We start from the raw sequence: 17,797 nt of genomic DNA, 5'->3' as shown, positions 1-17,797 counted from the left end.
AAGGGGCAGGTGTCTTACCTGCCTCTACTCCGGTTGCCGCAATACGGCTTTGGGGTTGCGGGGATAATAGCGCTCCGGCAGGGCATCAATATGCTCAAACTGGCGGGTGTTTTTATAGGGCATCTTCATAAAGCCGGATACTCCTAAACCACGAATTTGGGGCACAGCGGCAAGAATGCGTTGCAAGGCTCCGGCAAACTCAGCCTCCTTACTGGGATCAAGCAGTACATAGTAGCTGTGAATTTTGAGGTGAGTGGGCAAGGCTTCAAAGATCAGTAGCCCGGTATGCCGAATCTCATTGAGGTAGACAATTTCATCCATAATTGCCGCCGGCAGCTGTAAAAATTCATCCGGGTCCTGGCCATCCTCAAAGTAGGAGTGGTTACGGCTTTTATCTTCGATCTGAGGGGTAGTGTGTACCTCATAGGGAATTCGCAGGGTAGGCGGTGGAATAAAGGGTTGCTGTTCATCACTGCGCTCCAGGTGCAGAGTGACCCGCGCATTAAACATGCAGCACTTAAATACCCCCACCCGGTGGATGGCACGTGCCAGGGTGACCATATTATTGACTGCCATCAGAAAGGGCTGGCGTAGTTCCCGATTGTGCAGGTTAAGACTGGAGTCAATAAACACCCCGCCAGCCTCCCAACGTACTGCCAAACCACCAACAATGGGGTACTTGCCCAAGCGACTGACAGCAGCGAGAAAGGCCCGTTCGGTATCTCCCATGCCGTGCATAAAGTTTTTGTAGTACTTCTCGAGCTCTACATCTTTGACATCAATCAGATAGTGATCAGCGTTTTCTTCACGCAGGAAGCTTTTGCGGGAGCTGTAAACCACCGTATCGATTTCGTGTTCCAGCTCAAAAGTCCAAATAGGAATAGGGGCTTTTTCCTCTGCCTGGGGCAGTTCTGGCAAAACCAGTTGGCGCATGTATTTCATCTGACTAAACAGGTAGTCACCCGCTTGGCGCCGCTGTTGAGGGTCGCCGGCCAACATCCTTTGCAGGGTGCGGGCAAACTCCATCGGCAAACCCAGGGAGGTGGCTGGAATGGCACGGAAGCCATAGCGGCAGGATTGGCCCGAGGCCAAAGCATAGAGAGTGGCCGCGGCTCCCTGCTCATCAAAGCGGGGCGAACTGAGCCCGCCATTGAGTTGTTCATCACCAATAAAGTACACATCCCCCAGTTTGGCATTGGTGTACTGCAACTCTTGCCCCAGCATACCCAGGCTGCCTTGCCCCACGGCCTGCCCTTGGGCATCGAGCTGAGCAAAGACACTGGAGCCCCAGTCGATCAGCTTGATGGTTTCGCTACTGGGGTCGAAGACAATATTGGAGGGTTTGATATCGCCGTGAACAATGGGGGCCGGCTCGCCGTCCTGGCGAAATTGGCGTAGCACCTGCAAAACATCCACCAACTGAGCAGCAATTTTGATAATCAGGCGGGGGCTTAAGCGGCCATAGCGCAGCGAGTAACGCTCCAGGTCGACACCTTTCGCCCGCTCCATCATTAATACCGATTGTTTTTTGATTTTGGTGTATTCGCTTACCGCCGGAATTTGCGGGTGAATCACCTGGCTTTGCATCCAGGCTTCTTCCTCCAGGCGGTCCTGCACATGCTGGGGCAGGTTGATACGGGAAAACTTAAAGACGAACTGATTACGGTCGGCATCTTCGCCACCAAAGACGAAGCCATAAGCCCCCTTGCCAATAAACTCGATCTGGGCAAAGCCTAACTGTTCCAGCTGTTGCTGACAGAGATTGACCCAGTCTTTGATTTTCTGGGCATCCTGATGACTCATCAGGTAGATGGACTGCTCCTCGTTGATATAAAACTGGCGTAACGAGGGGGGATGGGGCGTTTGCATGGGTGGCGCCACTCACTTTGGGCCGGAGGCTGGGCGGGAATGAGGGGGCAGGCAAGGCTGCCCCCGTCACCTTAGCGCAGCTCGCTTAACATGGAAACCGGGTCTTCCAGATAGGTTTTCCATTGATTGCAGAAGCGGGCAATGGTGCCGCCATCAATCACCCGGTGATCACCAGACCAGGAAACCTGCATAATCTTGCGTGCTTCTACTTGGCCTGCACTGTTAAAGCGCGGCAGTGTCTGGATTTTACCAAGGGCAACGATGGCCACTTCCGGTTTGTTGATAATCGGCGTGGCGACGGTGCCACCGAGTGCGCCGATATTGGAAATGCTGATGGTGCCACCTTTGAGATCCTCCGGACTGACACGACCGGCACGGGCGCTTTCGGTCAGGCGGTTAACCTCGGCGGTGACTTCCTTCAGGCTCTTGTCCTGCACCCGTTTGACATTGGGGACGAGCAAGCCGATGGGGGTGTCGACCGCCATGCCAATGTTAATGCTGTCAAGGTAGGTCAGTTCGGTGCAGTCGTCGTTGACCCGGGCATTCAAGACCGGGAAATCGCGAATAGCCAGCGCCATTGCCTTCATAATCAGGGGCATGGCGGTCAGCTTTAAGCCGGCTTCGGCAAAACGGCCTTTGAGTTGTTGACGCAACGCATCCAGGGCGGTGACATCAATTTCTTCCGCATAGGTGAAGTGTGGAATGGTGGAGACGGAGTCCACCATCTGCCGAGCCATGGCGGCACGGATACCCCGAATCGGCTCAACCCGATCCCCTGCCGTGTTGCTGTTTGATACCGCACTCAGGGCAGGGGAGGGCGCTTTCGCGGGACAGCTCTTGCTCTGCTGTTGGCCTTGTTGCCATTGCAGGATGTCTTCTTTTAATACCCGTCCATCCTTGCCGCTGCCGGGGATTTGGCTGAGGTCAAGGTTATGCTCGCGGGCCAGGCGGCGCACAGCGGGGCTAGCCAGGGCTTTGCCGGGACGGGCAAGGCTCGGTTGAGCATTGGCCGCAACAGGATGGTGACTGGCCTGGGGCTGATTTGGACTTGTTGCAGCCGGAGTGGTGCTATGGGTTGAGGATGTTGCTTCCGTGGCGACCTCAATCGCAAACAGCGGGCTATGTACTTTGGCGATCTCGCCTTGACGATAGTAGAGCTTATGGATGCGACCGCTATCCATCGAGGGAATCTGTACCAGTGCTTTGTCGGTCATCACATCGGCAACGGGTTGGTCTTCTTCGACCCAGTCACCTTCTTTGACGAGCCACTCCACCAGTTCACACTCAACGATCCCTTCACCAATATCGGGCAGGATAAAGTCCTTGAGCTGGCTGCCCTGGGCCTCACTGCTGGCTACTGGAGGCGCTACCACTGCAGTGCTGACGGCCTCTTTCAGGGGCTCACTGGCCCCTTCTGGTAACAGTGCAAACAGCGGGGTATGCACCTTGGCAATTTCCCCTTGCTGGTAATAAAGCTTGGTGACCTTGCCAGAATGCATGGCGGGAATCTGTACCAAGGCCTTATCGGTCATCACATCGGCGACGGGCTGATCTTCAACGATCTGATCGCCTTCTTTCACCAGCCACTCGACCAGTTCACACTCGACAATGCCTTCGCCAATATCCGGCAGAATAAAATCGATTTGCATGACCCTCTCCTAGAAATTGACGCAGCGTTTGATGGCCTCAAAGGTTTTGAGGTGATCAGGCATGTACTCCTTCTCGAGCGCGAGGGGGAAGGGAGTATCCAACCCGGTTACGCGACAGATGGGAGATTCCAGATAGAGGAAACAACGCTCCTGGATGGTGGCGGCGATTTCTGCGCCAAAGCCACAGGTCAGCGGAGCTTCATGGTTGATCAGCAATCGACCGGTCTTTTTCACCGAAGCTTCCAGGGTATGAACGTCCCAGGGCAGCAAGGAGCGCAGGTCAATAATCTCACAGGAGATGCCCTGCTCGGCTGCCAGGGCGGCGGCCTTTTCAATCGCTTCAACCTGAGCACCCCAGGCAACCAGGGTGATGTCTGTGCCTTCCTGGACGATATCGGCTTTACCCAGCGGTAGCTCGTACTCGCCCTCGGGCACCTCGCCGATGGCGGCACGATAGAGCTTTTTCGGCTCGAAGAACAGTACCGGGTTGGGGTCGCGAATCGCCGCCAGTAACAGGCCTTTGGCTTGATAGGGGTTGCGTGGTACTACCACTTTTAAGCCTGGAGTGTGGGTGAAATAGGCCTCCGGGGATTGGGAGTGATAGAGGCCACCATTGATGCCACCACCATAGGGAGTACGGATAGTCAGGCTGCCCACATTAAACTGATTGCCAGAGCGATAACGGTACTTGGCCGACTCGTTCACGATCTGATCGAAGGCAGGAAAGATGTAATCGGCAAACTGGATCTCGGCAACGGGTACCATGCCCTGTACCGCCAAACCGTTGGCAAAACCGATAATGCCCTGCTCCGTCAGCGGAGTGTTAAAACAGCGTGCTTTGCCGTAACGTTCTTGCAGATGGCTGGTGGCACGGAACACTCCGCCAAAGTGACCCACATCTTCACCGAAGCAGATGACTCGGTCGTCTTTTTGCATGGATAGGTCCAGGGCGGAGTTAATCGCCTGGAGTAGGTTCATCTCACTCATGGTTTAGTCTCCAGGCCGTTTTCTTGTACGCATCAGGATATTTGGCAATGTGCTCGAGTAATTGAGCCCGTTGCTCCTGGAGATTCCATGGCAATTGATCATAGACATCGTTGAACAGGTCTTGCAGCGTGGGAGCTGGGATTTTCTCCGCTGCTTTCATCGCCTCCATCACCGCTTTACGGTGTTGTTCACGACGGCTGGTCTCTTGTTCCTCATCCCACCAACCTTGCAATATCAACCAGTTCTTAAAGCGGGCAACCGGGTCTTTCTGGCGCCACAGCTCTTCCTCTTTACGGCTGCGATAGCCGCTGGGGTCGTCCGAGCTGGAGTGAGCGCCCAGGCGGTACGTCATGGCTTCAATCAGCACCGGTTGGTGTTCTTCCACCGCCAGGCGGCGGGCTTCCTGAGTGGCTTTTAATACCGCCAGGACATCATTGCCATCGACGCGGATGGTCTTAAGGCCGTAAGCAATGCCACGGGGAGCGATACCATCGCCAGCGAACTGTTCATGGGCGGGGGTGGAAATGGCGTAACCATTGTTGCGGCAGAAGAAGATAACCGGAACCTTAAAGACCCCTGCCATGTTGAGTGCCGCGTGGAAATCCCCCTCGGAGGCGGCACCTTCGCCAAAGTAGCAGATGACGCAGTTGGCTTTCTGCTGCACCTTCAGGCCGTAGGCATAGCCGGTTGCCTGGGGGATTTGCGTACCCAGGGGAGATGAAATAGTCAGGTAGTGCAGGGCTTGGCTGCCGTAGTGAATCGGCATTTGACGGCCCTTGCCCAGGTCGCGCTCGTTGGAAAACATCTGGTTCATAAAGTCTTCCAGTGAGAAGCCACGAAAGGCCAGCGCACCCTGTTCACGGTACTGGGCCATAATCATGTCTTCATCATCCAACGCGGCAGTGCTGCCGATGTCGGCGGCCTCTTCGCCCGTTTCCGTCATGTAGAAACTGATGCGGCCCTGACGCTGGGCGGCAAGCATGCGCTCATCCAGGGCTCGGATAAACAGGAAGGTGTTGTATATTTTCAACGCCAGTTGTTGGTCGATAGTGGGTAAGGTCGCGCCCTCGTAGAGGGTGCCATCCTGTTGCAGAATTTTGAGGGTCGGGATCTGCAGGTCTTTGCCGTCGGTAAACACGGGCTGATGACAGACCTGTGCCTCGGTTTGCCTGATATCGCTCATAAGCCACCTTTTTGTTGTTATGGTGCCATTCCGATTGTGTCAGAACCAATCCTGGGGCCACTCGGGTAGAGCTGCGCAGCGGGGTACTGATTGTGTCAGGCCTGCTGCCTTGAAAGCCGGGGAATGCCTGACTTTAGCCAAGATTGTCTGAGCTCATCCTGTATTTAGGCCTAACTTCGACTCGCTGCAAGGCGTTTTCTGTTGGGTCTAATACAGGGGCGTCTAGATTTTGATCGAATATATTCAACGTTTACGTAAAAGTAAACCTGCTGGGATTATTCTTTTGTTGGGGGTAAAGAGGTGGAATCACCAGGCCATGGAAAGGAGAAAGGAGCGTGTATTCTCTCTTGGAAGGGCAAGAGGCAGCCGTAGCTGCCTCTGTGGGGATTAAGCCTGGATTTCGACCAGGACTTCTCCTGGAGTGACGCGGTCACCCTTCTTAATAAAGACACCCACAACCTTGCCGGATATCGGTGCTTTCACTTCTGTTTCCATCTTCATTGCTTCAATGATCAAGACGGGGTTTCCGGCACTGACACTGCTGCCTTCTTGCACCAATACCTCAACGATGTTGCCAGGCATGGAGGTAGTAACTTGGCCCTCATGGGTCGCCTTCTGCCGGCCACTGGAATGCTGGCCACTGTACTCACCCTGGGTTTCCAGATGCACTTCTTCCGGTACGCCATCAATCGTCAGGTAGAAGTTACGCTCCTGGTTATCGGTGGGGCCGGCACCGGTGATTTGGATATCGTAGGTTTCGCCGTGCAGGGTTACTTTGAAAGAGGTGGGGACACTGCCCTGGTTTTTGCTGGCAGCCTTAGGCAGCAACGGTTCGGGCTTTAAGGTGCCGTCAGCGCGTTCTTGCAGGTAGACCCGGGCAACATCGGGGAACATGGCATAGGTCAACACGTCTTCTTCATTGACGGCCAGGCTGCCGATGTCAGCCCGGAGTTTATCCAGCTCAGCAGGCAATAAGTCGGCAGGGCGGCAATCGATCAGCTCTTCATCCCCGACTGCTTGACGGCGCAGGTTGGCATTTACTTCCGCCGGTGCTTTGCCATACCAGCCTTGCAGGTAGCGCTTCACTTCATTAGTGATGTTTTCATAACGCTTGCCGGTGATGACATTCATGACTGCCTGGGTGCCGACAATCTGTGAAGTGGGGGTGACCAGCGGAGGGAAGCCAAGGTCGGCCCGTACTTTGGGAATCTCCTGGAAGACATCCTGAATACGCTCCAGCGCCCCCTGTTCACGCAGTTGGTTGGCTAGGTTCGACATCATCCCCCCTGGTACCTGGTTAATCAGTACCTGGGTATCGACATCATTAAATTCGCTTTCGAATTGATGGTATTTCTTCCGGATTTCACGGAAATACTGGCTGATTTCCTGCAGGAGGCTGAGGTCCAACCCGGTTTCATAGCCGGCAGCCTCCAGTGTGGCGACCATTGACTCAGTGGGGGGGTGGCTGGTGCCGCCAGAGAAGGAGGAGATACAGGTATCAATATGATCACAGCCCTGCTCTACGGCTTTGAGTTGGCACATGTTGGCCATGCCGGAGGTGGCATGTGAGTGCAGGAACAGCGGCAAGCTAATCTGATCTTTCAGGGCTTTGACCAAGTCGGAGGTGGCCTGCGGTGTGAGCAGGCCGGCCATATCCTTGATGGCGATGGAATCAGCTCCCATAGCTTCCAACTCTTTGGCCAGTTGGACATAGGCATCCAGTGTATGCACCGGGCTGGTGGTGTAGCACAGGGTACCCTGTGCATGTTTGCCCGCTGCTTTGGTCGCCTCGATTGCGGTGCGCAGGTTGCGCACATCATTGAGGGCATCAAAAATGCGGAATACATCCATCCCATTAGCGGCTGCACGCTGAACAAAGGCGCGAACAACATCGTCAGAATAGTGGCGATAGCCGAGCAGGTTTTGCCCGCGCAGCAGCATTTGCAGACGGGTGTTGGGCAGGGCTTCGCGCAGCTTGGCCAGGCGCTCCCATGGGTCTTCCCGCAGGAAGCGCACGCAGGCATCAAAGGTGGCACCGCCCCAGGCTTCTAGTGACCAATAACCTACCTGATCCAATTTGGCGCAGATGGGCAGCATATCTTCGGTGCGTAAACGGGTAGCAATCAGAGACTGGTGGCCATCACGCAGGACGACGTCAGTAATATGAATTTTTTTCGCCATGTCGGTTTCCTCAAAAAAGCCTAATCGTTAGAGCCCGGCCTGGGCGGCAATACTGGCTGCAATAGCGGCCACCAGGGATTCGGGACGGCGTTTAACGGAGTAATGGATCAGCTCCGGATGTGCTTCTACAAAGCCGGTGTTAAAGGTGGCGGCTTGAAAATCCGGATGAGCGAGAATGCGCTGATAGTAGGGAATCGTGGTGGTGATCCCGAAAATCTGCATATCGTTCAAGGCTCGCTGACCTCTGGCGATTAGGTCTTCCCAGGTGAGTGCCCAGACGACTAACTTGGCACACATGGAGTCGTAGTAGGGGGGGATGCTATAGCCGGTATAGATGGCGGCATCGGTACGTACACCGGGCCCGCCGGCAGAATAGTAGCGGCTCACCCGGCCAAAGCTGGGTAAAAAGCCGTTCTTGGGGTCTTCCGCATTGATGCGAAACTGTGCCGCGAAGCCCCGGTAGCTAATGTCCTCTTGCTTGAAGGGTAGTGGTTGGCCAGCGGCAATTTTGATTTGGGTCTGGACAATGTCGATCCCGGTGATTTCTTCGGTGATGGTGTGTTCCACCTGCACCCGGGTGTTCATTTCCATAAAGTAAAAGTTGTCTTGGTCGTCCAACAGAAATTCGACGGTTCCCGCATTTTCATAGTTCACCGCTTGTGCCGCTTTGACAGCCAGGCTGCCGACATAGTCGCGCTGAGCATCATTGAGTTGGGGGGAGGGGGCGAGCTCGATCAGCTTTTGGTTGCGGCGCTGAATGGAGCAGTCGCGCTCATAGAGGTGAACGGTATTGCCAAAAGAGTCCGCCAGAATCTGCACCTCAATATGGCGCGGATTCACAATACACTTCTCTAAAAACACCTCAGCACTACCGAAGGCCTTGGTTGCTTCGGAAATAACCCGTTCATAATTCTGGCGTAATTCGTCTTCGGAATTGCAGCGACGAATCCCGCGGCCCCCGCCACCGGAGGTGGCTTTCAGCATAATGGGGTAACCAATTACGGCGGCTTGCTGCAGGGCATCCTCTAAATCTTTGAGGTTGCCTTGGCTGCCAGGGGTAACGGGCACGCCAGCCTTAATCATGCTGGTACGGGCTTCGGTTTTATCCCCCATTGCCTTGATGACTTCTGGTTTGGGGCCGATAAAGCGAATCCCGCGCTGGGCACAGATTGCCGCCAGCTCGGGGTTTTCAGAAAGGAAGCCGTAACCGGGATGCAAAGCATCGCAGCCGGTTTCTACGGCAAGGTTGACGATATGATGGGGGTTGAGATAGCCGGACAGGGGATCAGCCCCAATGCAGTAAGCCTCATCCGCCTTTTTGACATGTAACGCAAAGCGGTCTGCCTCCGAATAGATTGCAACCGCCCGGATGCCCATTTCCTGGCATGCTCGTACGATGCGTACGGCAATTTCTCCCCGGTTGGCGATAAGAATTTTCTTGATCACCTTGTTCACCTGACCTTGTCGTGGGTTTAAAGGGTTGGACCAAATAGTCCTTTTGGGACTACAGGCTAGGCTAGCGTTTTATTAAAGCATTAGCCTATGTGCAGCTTAGGGAAGCCTGCGGTGATTAAAAAGGTAGGTGTTATTAGACTAAAGTCGAGGATTTGCGGAAATTTTTCGATTGGTCTGACGCATTTTGCTGATTTTGTGATTTGCTCAACAAATACGTAAAAAATAATGCCCGGACAAGCCGGGCATCAGGACAATAAAAGCGAGATTAGCTTTTTTGCCAATCTTCTAATAGCGCACAAATTTCATCGGCAATAGGCTCAGGAACATTGTCAACATAAACACTGGCCAGTCCGTCACTATGCTTAACGAGCTCCATGGCAAAGCGACTTTTATTTTCAGGAGCGAAAGCTTTAATCATCTGATGACAATCAATCAACAATGCCTCGATAGTACGTGCCAGCGCCTCGGGAGAGCGCTCCGGTGACATGTCGTGCGCTAAGCGCTTGATTGCCTGCTTTAAACGTGGGTTTTCCGGCAAGTGCTGTGCCAGCAGGGGCATAAATTGAATTTTCCAGCGGTTTTGATGTTCATAATCGGGCAGTAGTTGCAGCTCAAAATGTGCATCGTCTGGACTCTCAAAAATCACCGCTTCTTTACGACGGTCGGCAATTACCCAGCTGTCACCCAATTGCTTATCGATTTGTTCGCAAAGGGGCAGGAAATCCTGTTTCTCGAACATAGTCACCTCAGTCATGCTGTATGGGGCCAAGTTTACACCCAAGCGAGGGCGAAGGAGTAGGGGAGAGCGTAAAGACAGAGCCCGGCGTTGGCCGGGCTCTTAGTGGTGTGGATCAGGCTGGGTAGTGATTACACCTGGAAGCGTTGTAGCAGACGTCGCTGGTGGCGGGCCAGGTCCAGTAGTCCTTGACTGCTAGAGGCCGTCTGCAAGGCACCTTCTGCGGTTTGCTCGGCTGCGGAGTGGATGGAGTTGACGCTGCGACTGATCTCTTGTGCGGTGGCACTTTGTTGCTCAGTTGCGCTGGCAATCTGGATATTCATATCGCGAATGAGCTGGATGGCGCTGTCCATCTGCTCCAAAGCCTTGCCAGCTTCAGAGGCAATGTTGACGCACTGGTCGGTTTGCTGCTGACTGGACTCCATTACTTTCACGACTTCACGGATACGGCCCTGCATCTGTTCAATCATTTGCTGGATTTCTCCGGTGGAGTCCTGAGTGCGGCTGGCCAGGGTGCGAACTTCGTCTGCGACGACGGCAAAACCACGACCCTGTTCACCTGCACGGGCTGCCTCAATGGCGGCGTTAAGGGCTAACAGGTTGGTCTGTTCAGCAATGTCCCGAATCGCATCCAGAATGGAGTCAATGTTTTTACTATAGGTGTTGAGCTCATCGGTGACGCGTCCTGCACGGTGAATCTGCTCGGCCTGGGCGCGGATACTATCAATAGTACGGTCAACGTCAGCTTTCACCTGACCGGTGAGGCGACTGGTGTTGTTGACTGAGTCCAGGGTGTCTTGGGCGCGACCTGCCACTTCATGCACAGTGCTTTCCATCTCATGCATGGCTGAAGCGGTAGAGGACAGCTGCGATTTCTGGTCGTTTACTGCATTGGTGGTTTGTTCACTAATGCTGGCATTTTGCTCGGCGACGGAGGCTAAGCGTTCCGCCTCCTGGGCTAATTCTTTCAAGGTGTTTTGCAGTGCAGCACTGAGTTCGTTCAGGCTCTTACCCAGGTCACCAAATTCATCTTTGCGCTTGTCATCAAAGCGTACCCGCATATCCCCAGCAGTCATTTCCTTTAGCACACTGCGGAATTGAGAGAGCGGGCGACGGATACTGGCGGCAACACCCCAGCCAATGATGATGGCAGCGAGTACACCAATGGCGCTAACGCCAATCAGAATTGAGCGGCTAGCGGTAATGGTGCTGGCAGCATCATTTTTAGCCTCCATGGCAGCTTCATCCGCTAGGCCAGCAAAGCTTTCTAAGGCTGCCAACGTATCTTTAATTTGTTGCTCACCATCCGCAATGGCTTGTTTGATGTCATTGTGCAGTTTTGCCTGCTCGACATAGAGAGCCAACATCCCTTTAGGATCTTCAACGTTAAACACGGCCTGTTTGATTAGTATCTGTACTTTCTGGGCTTGCTTCTGATCGACTTCAGCAAACTCTTTGTAGCGATCCATGATCACCTTACCCTGGCCTTCCAGGCCACGCTGTAGCTCGGTGATGTCTTGATGCACTTCAAAGCGTTCAAACTGGGTAGTGGCTTTATTGGCTTCACGTAACAGGTTATTCGATTGTACATGGGGACCAGTAGCACCGTACTGACGCTCTGAACGGAGTGAGTAGTTACGCAGGAAATTGTTCAGGCTGTCGGTTTGCCGGTTTACTTGCTGGCGTTGCTGTCGCACCTTCTGATCTTGCATCAGGCGATCTCGGTGCAGGGTCATTAAGGTTTTGGCGGTTTGCAGATAGGCGTTGCTATTAGTGCGGGCAAACTCTAATTGCTCAGCTAAGCGTGGCCGTTTGCTGAGGTAGGCATCCAATGAGGTGGAAATCTGTTGATAGTTTTCCATATGTGCATCGAATTGAGCCATCTCGTCATCAAGGCGTTCTCTGGCTTCCGAGGCGAGAAAATATTGCAGGGATTTATTGGCTTGGAGAATCTTGATGACCTGTTGATTCGCTCCCTGAACCAATGGATTGGTTTCATTAGTGACGAGAAGTAGTTTTTCGTTGATGGATCCTGTACTACGGTAGCCGGTCAGCCCAACTGCCAGAAGCAGGATCAGCAAAAGCGCAAAACCCCCGCCTATTCTCTGAGTGACACTCAATGCCATGTTTTAACCCTTGTTGCCTAAGTGCTTGCCACACTTACGAAAAAAGTGAGACATGCGACGTAAGTTTTAATAGTTATAGTGCCAGAATTTAGCAGAGTCAGACTATCTGTAAAGCTTGCTCTGAAAAATTGTGCTTTTTCGCGCAAGCTTGCTAAGAGTTTCATTAGCTACAGATAAATATCGGTTCAAGATCCTTTTAACTAAAATCTATTAAAGTGTTGGGCATGACGGCATTTTTGGTTTTTTTGACTGTTTAGTTGGAGTGGCCATTAAGGCTGTCGGCGGTACTCCAACGCTCTAGCATAGAGCGAATATCTTCGACCCGAAAAGGCTTGCTGATAAAGTCGTTCATGCCCGCTTCCAGGCAACGTTCTTTATCGGTCCGCATCGCATTGGCCGTGAGGGCAATAATGATCACATTTTGTCCCTGCTCACTTTGTCGAATATGACGTGTTGCCTCTAAACCATCCATTCTGGGCATTTGCATATCCATGAAAATGATTTGTGCGGGCTCATTTTTGAAGGCTTCGATGGCCTCTAGTCCATCCTGGCATACGCGGACTTCATGGCCCATTTTTTTCAAAATAGTGGTAATCAGTTTTTGGTTAACGAGGTTATCTTCCACCACCATCAGGTTAAGGCTGCGTTGTGCCGGGGGACGGCTGACCTTAACCAGCCCTTGAGCCTGTTGTGGTTGATCGCTGAGTGCTCGTACCATAGTTTCCAGCAGAATTTGCTTACGAATAGGTTTGGGTAAATAGGTGTGAAACAGTTGATGTATTTGTTGCTGGCTGTTATGGCGAACGGCTGAACTTAAGAGCAGCATTGGGGGCGGGTTACCCAGTTGATGGAGCTTCTGTGCGAGCTCGACCCCATTCATGTCCGGCATCAGATAGTCGAGCAGGAGCAGATCATAGTGTTTTTGCTGATAGAGCGTTAGGGCCTCTTTGGCATGGGTAGCAAGCTCATACTGCAGTTTCCAGCTACGGCATAGGCCGCTTAACACTTGGCGATTAGCAGCATTATCGTCAACGATTAAAACACGCTTGCCAATGAGGATATGCTCATCCTCAACTCGGTGATAACGACTGGAGTCAACTTGACCAAGTTGAACGCTGAAATGAAATGTCGAACCCTGTCCGGGTTGGCTTTGTACTTCAATTTTGCCCTGCATCAGCTCGACTAAGCGTTTACAGATGCTCAGTCCTAAGCCGGTACCACCATAGCGGCGAGTGGTGGAGGTGTCGGCTTGGGAGAAAGGCTCGAATAAACGTGTTATGGCCTCGTTGGCGATACCAATGCCACTGTCTTGAATCCATACCCGTAGCCAGAGTGCTTGATCCGCTTGGACACTGGCTTGAGCGCGTAGCTGTACTTCGCCTTGGCTAGTGAACTTAATTGCATTGCCAATCAGATTCATCAAAATCTGGCGCAGGCGGGTGGAATCGCCATTGGCATAGTCTGGCACGGATTCATCGACCATGCAGATCAGTTCTAGCCCTTTTTCGTGGGCTGTGGTGGCAAAAATACTGGCGGCTTCCTCTAAACAGCCACGTAAGTAGAACGGGTGCTGTTCTAGCTCGATAGCACCGGACTCGATCTTGGAAAAGTCCAATACATCGTTAATCAGCGTTAATAGGTTCTCCGCACAATGACGAATGGTCTCAACGTACTCTTCCTGTTCATGGGAAAGATGGCTGTCTTCCAGTAGTTGGATATTGCCGATAACGCCATTCATCGGAGTGCGAATCTCATGGCTGATGGTCGCCAGAAAGTCGGATTTTGCACGACTGGCCTGTTCGGCTGCTTCTTTGGCCAGCTGCATTTTGGCCTCTGCTTCTTTATGGCTGGTGATATCCAATCCCTGTGCAATGACACCACTGAGGTGCTGATCCACTTGGATAGGGGCCAGGTTCCATAGCCAAGAACGCCCGGCAATTTGTACTTCCAGCCCTTCTACTGCTTGACCTTGGCAGGCTTGAGTGAGCTGGCTATGAACTTCGGCAGGGAAAATTTCAAAAATCGGCGCATAGCGTAGCTGCTGCTCATTTAGCCCCAACAGTTGTTTAGCAGAGGGGTTGAGCTGGGTGAGACTGCCATTGGGCAACCAAACCAGAATGGGTGAAAAGGCTGAGTCGAACAAATCCTGTAACGAGGACTCTTTATGGCGTAGCTCGGTGACTATTTCCTGCAAGTTATCCGCAACCTGGTCAAACTCTTTGATATGGCTGCTAGTGAAGCCTTCGCGCTTTCCATAGCGAGCCAGGTGCTCGGTGTAACTGACAAGTTTATGCAGAGGCACAATGGTGCTGCGGTACAGGAGGAGGGTGATCAGAATTGAAATCAGGGTGACGGCGCCAACTAGGGTCCAGAGGCGAATTTCAAATACATCCCGCAATTCGGAAATGGCATCCGTTGGCATCGCAGAGCAGAAACGTAGCGTTGTAGGGCGGAGATTCAAGACGACGGTGTTGCATTGGGCGGAGAGCTTGGCATCCAGACTAATCATTTGTCCGTCATCGGCTTGCTCCAGGCGCTCATAACTGGGATAGAGACTCTGCGAGGAAGAGGTCAGCAGCTTGCCTTGATGAAGTAGAGCAACCAGCTCTGAATCCGTGGCCAATTCAGCCAAATTGGCTAAGGCAATGTTATCACTCAAGACTATACCGGCCAGAATATCGGCAACGACTTGGCCGTTAGCGGCATCAATGACCTGATCTCGGAAAGCGAGAATGACCAGGTGGTGGGCTTGTTGTGGTTGAGGAATTTGCAGGAGTTGCCAGCGCCCCCGGGTGCTTAGTTCTTGGTTCAATAATTGACGATTTAGGTTGGTGTCCAGGCCATAAAAGGTGCTGCCAATATCGTTCCAGAGAAGTTGGGAACCACGTTGCACCAGAATGAAGTCGGGTTGGTTATCGCCGTGTAGATTCAGACGATAGCGGAACTCTTCCGCTAGCTTGTCGGAGTTTTGCTGCTCCAGGGCATCTATCACCTTAGAGTGGTTGGCGATAGAAGCAATCAACTGCTGTTGGCGAGAGAGGGTGTTATCAAGGAACAGTTGGAAGGTGGCATGGGTGCGTCTGAAGGTATTCTGCATCTCCAGATTGAGTGCTTCCCTGCCGTTGTAATAACCAAAATAGAGCAACGCGCCGGCCATTAGCGAAAAGGCTCCCAAAATCAGGAGCAGGATAATGCTAAAAAGAGAGCGGCGCTTCGGCATTGATTAATTCATCCCTGAATAACGGAAAGCATGTTCCTTTAACGCTTGAATCTTATCTGCTGAGGTCTGGCGGGTGACCAACTCAAAATCACCGGAGTAAATGCGGGGAACGGGTTGCCCACTGATGTCGCGGCGGATCGCCTCTGCCATAGCTACCCCAGTATCATCATTCATCCGCATGACCGTTACGTCCAGACGGCCCTGGCTAATTGCCTCTAATTCAGCGGCTCCGCCACCCCAGCCATTTACCTGTACCTGCCCCAGGCGACCCGCTTCCTGTAAGGCATCCAGTGCCCCTAGAGCGACATCCGTGGCGCAGGCATAAATAAAGCTAAGATCCGGTGACTCTGCCAGTAGTTTTTTTGCGGCGGTATAGCTGCTTTGACGATTAGCATCGGTGTAGTACGCCTGGGTGAGTTTAACTTGGGGAAACTCAGCCATGTAGCGGATAAAACTATCACCGCAGGCTTCGCTGACATAACCGGGAGACCAGTAAAGCAGGCCATACTGGGCCTTTTGTTGGAAGTGCTGGCTAAAGTAATCCGCCAGCATACGTGTGCCCTGGGCATGGTCAAAGCCGACATAGATCAGCGGTGAACGCTCTTGCCAGACTTTCAGTGGTGTGGTGATGTTCTGCAGAATCACCTGGGTTGAGCCCCGTGCCAAAACGAATTCGATCATGCGTTTTTGACTTGGCGTATCCAGGGTGGTGATTAGGTAGTGAGGGCGTTTGGCTAGGGTGCGACTAAAAAACTCAGCCTCTTGATGGCCGCTTTCGCTGGGGCTGGAGTTAAACACCTCCAGTTCATAAGGGAGTTGTAGCGCCTGGAGGCGTTGTTCAAAGGCCGCAAGGTTACGCCGCCAGTAGTCAGAGGCCTGTAAGCCTGGGTAGATTACACTGATGCGGATGGCTTCCGCAGGTTGTTTGGCCAAGGGAACAGGGTTAGCACGTACTTCAGCCGCTAACGCTTGGCTTAATGCCTGTTGCTCTGGATGAGCCTGATAATACTCATCGGGTGATAGGTGTTCAGCGCTGGGGGAGGCGGTAGCCAGCCCAATCCAGCTCAAGCAGCATAAGGCACAAGTCAGCAGGCGTAACATCTTCATTGTCCTGTTGTTATCAGTTATGAGACCAAGTCAATTTGATGGGGCGTGCCGTCCTTGTTTTGGCGAAGCATATCCAGATGAGCAACCAGCTCATCAAGAAAAACTCTTAATTTCACCGGCATAAAGCGCCGAGAGGGGTATACCGCCCAGATCGAAGCGCTTTCAAAACGCCAGTCATCCAGAATACTGGTTGCGACCTGATCGGGTACGTCCTGCATGTAGGCAACCGGTAAACGGGTAATACCAAGGCCCGCCAGCATAGCTTCCTTACAAAAGGCTAGGCTGTTTGCACTTAAGGCCGCTTTTATATGCACTTGGTATTCGCTGTTCTCTTTATAGAGTTGCCAGGACTGTTGCAAAAGGGTGTCTTTGTGTACACACAGTAATCGATGTTGCTGAAGATCGTCAGGATGGCTTGGGCTGCCATATTGATCGAGATAGGCGCGGCTGGCATAGAGCTTAAGTGGAATGCTCAGCAGCTTGCGGCAAACAAGGGAAGAATCTTCCAGACGGTTTACCCTGATAGCGAGGTCAAAACTTTCCCCCACCAGGTCGACCAAGCGAGTGCTGAGCTCTGCCTGCACCTGTAGCTTTGGATAACGCTGCATAAACTCGGCGATAAAACGTCCCATCAACACCTGACCAAACTCGGTCGGCATGGAGATGCGTAAAATACCCGAGGGTTCATCCTGAGTGCGGGCCACTGCCAGCTCGGCCTCTTCTAGCTCATTCAGAATTTCACGACAGCGTTGGTAGTGGCTCTGGCCGATATCGGTCAGGCTGAGCTTGCGGGTGGTACGATTCAGTAACCGCACACCCAAACGTTCTTCCAGTTGGGCCAGCTTGCGGCTAATGGTGGACTTCTGTAAGCCCAGAACTTGACCTGCGGCGGTAAAGCTTTGCAATTCAACCACTTTAATAAAAATCAGTAGCTCATTCAGGTCCATAGGGGCTCCTCAAATCTGCTCCCCAGTTTGGCCCAGGAAAGTGCGGAGGGCAATTACATAGACTCACATTTGTAACCACTGCCTTGTTTTGGTGCGTTTCTGACTTGATACGCATGGGATTAGCGCATTTCCATAATCGAACCAGTGCGTGATAGGGGCTTTGGTAGTGGCAAACCCTTAGCCTGGTAGGCAAACACGGGCATGGGAGCCCACTGCTCAGGGCTTAGGGGAGGTCAGATAAAAGTTGGCACAGGCTTTGAATAAGGTTTGTTACCCAGGCCGGTAATGGCCTGAGTGCAGAGCGGTTAACAGTGCTGTTAGCCTCTCCCAGAAAAAG

11 protein-coding genes are annotated in these 17,797 nt (G+C 52.8%); all 11 read right to left on the bottom strand.

Annotated features, from left to right (window positions below):
- Positions 1–24: 24 nt before the first annotated feature.
- The 11 genes from Q334_RS0114115 to Q334_RS0114065 all read right to left on the bottom strand — a co-directional run bounded on the left by Q334_RS0114115 (position 25) and on the right by Q334_RS0114065 (position 17,460).
- On the bottom strand, positions 25–1,869 hold the full coding sequence (locus Q334_RS0114115) for a protein kinase domain-containing protein (protein WP_027313775.1): 1,845 nt from the start codon (positions 1,867–1,869) through the stop codon (positions 25–27).
- Positions 1,870–1,940: 71 nt separating this feature from the next.
- A complete protein-coding gene (locus Q334_RS0114110; protein ID WP_027313774.1) occupies positions 1,941–3,518 on the bottom strand; it encodes a dihydrolipoyllysine-residue acetyltransferase in 1,578 nt (525 codons plus the stop codon).
- Between the two features lie 9 nt (positions 3,519–3,527).
- On the bottom strand, positions 3,528–4,505 hold the full coding sequence (locus Q334_RS0114105) for an alpha-ketoacid dehydrogenase subunit beta (protein ID WP_027313773.1): 978 nt from the start codon (positions 4,503–4,505) through the stop codon (positions 3,528–3,530).
- The gene (locus tag Q334_RS0114100; protein WP_027313772.1) at positions 4,498–5,688 is read right to left on the bottom strand and encodes a thiamine pyrophosphate-dependent dehydrogenase E1 component subunit alpha; all 1,191 of its coding nucleotides are present in this window, start codon (positions 5,686–5,688) and stop codon (positions 4,498–4,500) included. The genes Q334_RS0114105 and Q334_RS0114100 overlap by 8 nt, the downstream gene beginning before the upstream one ends.
- A gap of 387 nt (positions 5,689–6,075) precedes the next feature.
- On the bottom strand, positions 6,076–7,869 hold the full coding sequence (gene oadA, locus Q334_RS0114095; RefSeq protein ID WP_027313771.1) for a sodium-extruding oxaloacetate decarboxylase subunit alpha: 1,794 nt from the start codon (positions 7,867–7,869) through the stop codon (positions 6,076–6,078).
- Between the two features lie 27 nt (positions 7,870–7,896).
- Positions 7,897–9,315 carry an acetyl-CoA carboxylase biotin carboxylase subunit gene (locus Q334_RS0114090; RefSeq protein ID WP_027313770.1) on the bottom strand — a complete coding sequence of 473 codons (1,419 nt, stop codon included), beginning with the start codon at positions 9,313–9,315 and terminating at the stop codon, positions 7,897–7,899.
- Positions 9,316–9,589: 274 nt separating this feature from the next.
- On the bottom strand, positions 9,590–10,063 hold the full coding sequence (locus Q334_RS0114085; protein WP_027313769.1) for a hypothetical protein: 474 nt from the start codon (positions 10,061–10,063) through the stop codon (positions 9,590–9,592).
- Positions 10,064–10,191: 128 nt separating this feature from the next.
- On the bottom strand, positions 10,192–12,141 hold the full coding sequence (locus Q334_RS0114080) for a methyl-accepting chemotaxis protein (RefSeq protein WP_162157438.1): 1,950 nt from the start codon (positions 12,139–12,141) through the stop codon (positions 10,192–10,194).
- Between the two features lie 298 nt (positions 12,142–12,439).
- Positions 12,440–15,406 (bottom strand): response regulator, encoded by a 2,967-nt coding sequence (locus tag Q334_RS20120; protein ID WP_051527821.1) that lies wholly within the window; start codon positions 15,404–15,406, stop codon positions 12,440–12,442.
- A gap of 3 nt (positions 15,407–15,409) precedes the next feature.
- Positions 15,410–16,507 (bottom strand): substrate-binding domain-containing protein, encoded by a 1,098-nt coding sequence (locus Q334_RS0114070; protein ID WP_027313767.1) that lies wholly within the window; start codon positions 16,505–16,507, stop codon positions 15,410–15,412.
- Positions 16,508–16,530: 23 nt separating this feature from the next.
- On the bottom strand, positions 16,531–17,460 hold the full coding sequence (locus tag Q334_RS0114065; RefSeq protein ID WP_027313766.1) for a LysR family transcriptional regulator: 930 nt from the start codon (positions 17,458–17,460) through the stop codon (positions 16,531–16,533).
- Positions 17,461–17,797 lie beyond the last annotated feature (337 nt).

The sequence above is a fragment of the Balneatrix alpica DSM 16621 genome (assembly GCF_000619885.1).
GTDB classification, from domain to species: Bacteria; Pseudomonadota; Gammaproteobacteria; order Pseudomonadales; family Balneatricaceae; genus Balneatrix; species Balneatrix alpica.
The sequence above is the reverse complement of the archived record's forward strand: the minus strand, read 5'-3'. Positions and strand labels throughout refer to the sequence as shown.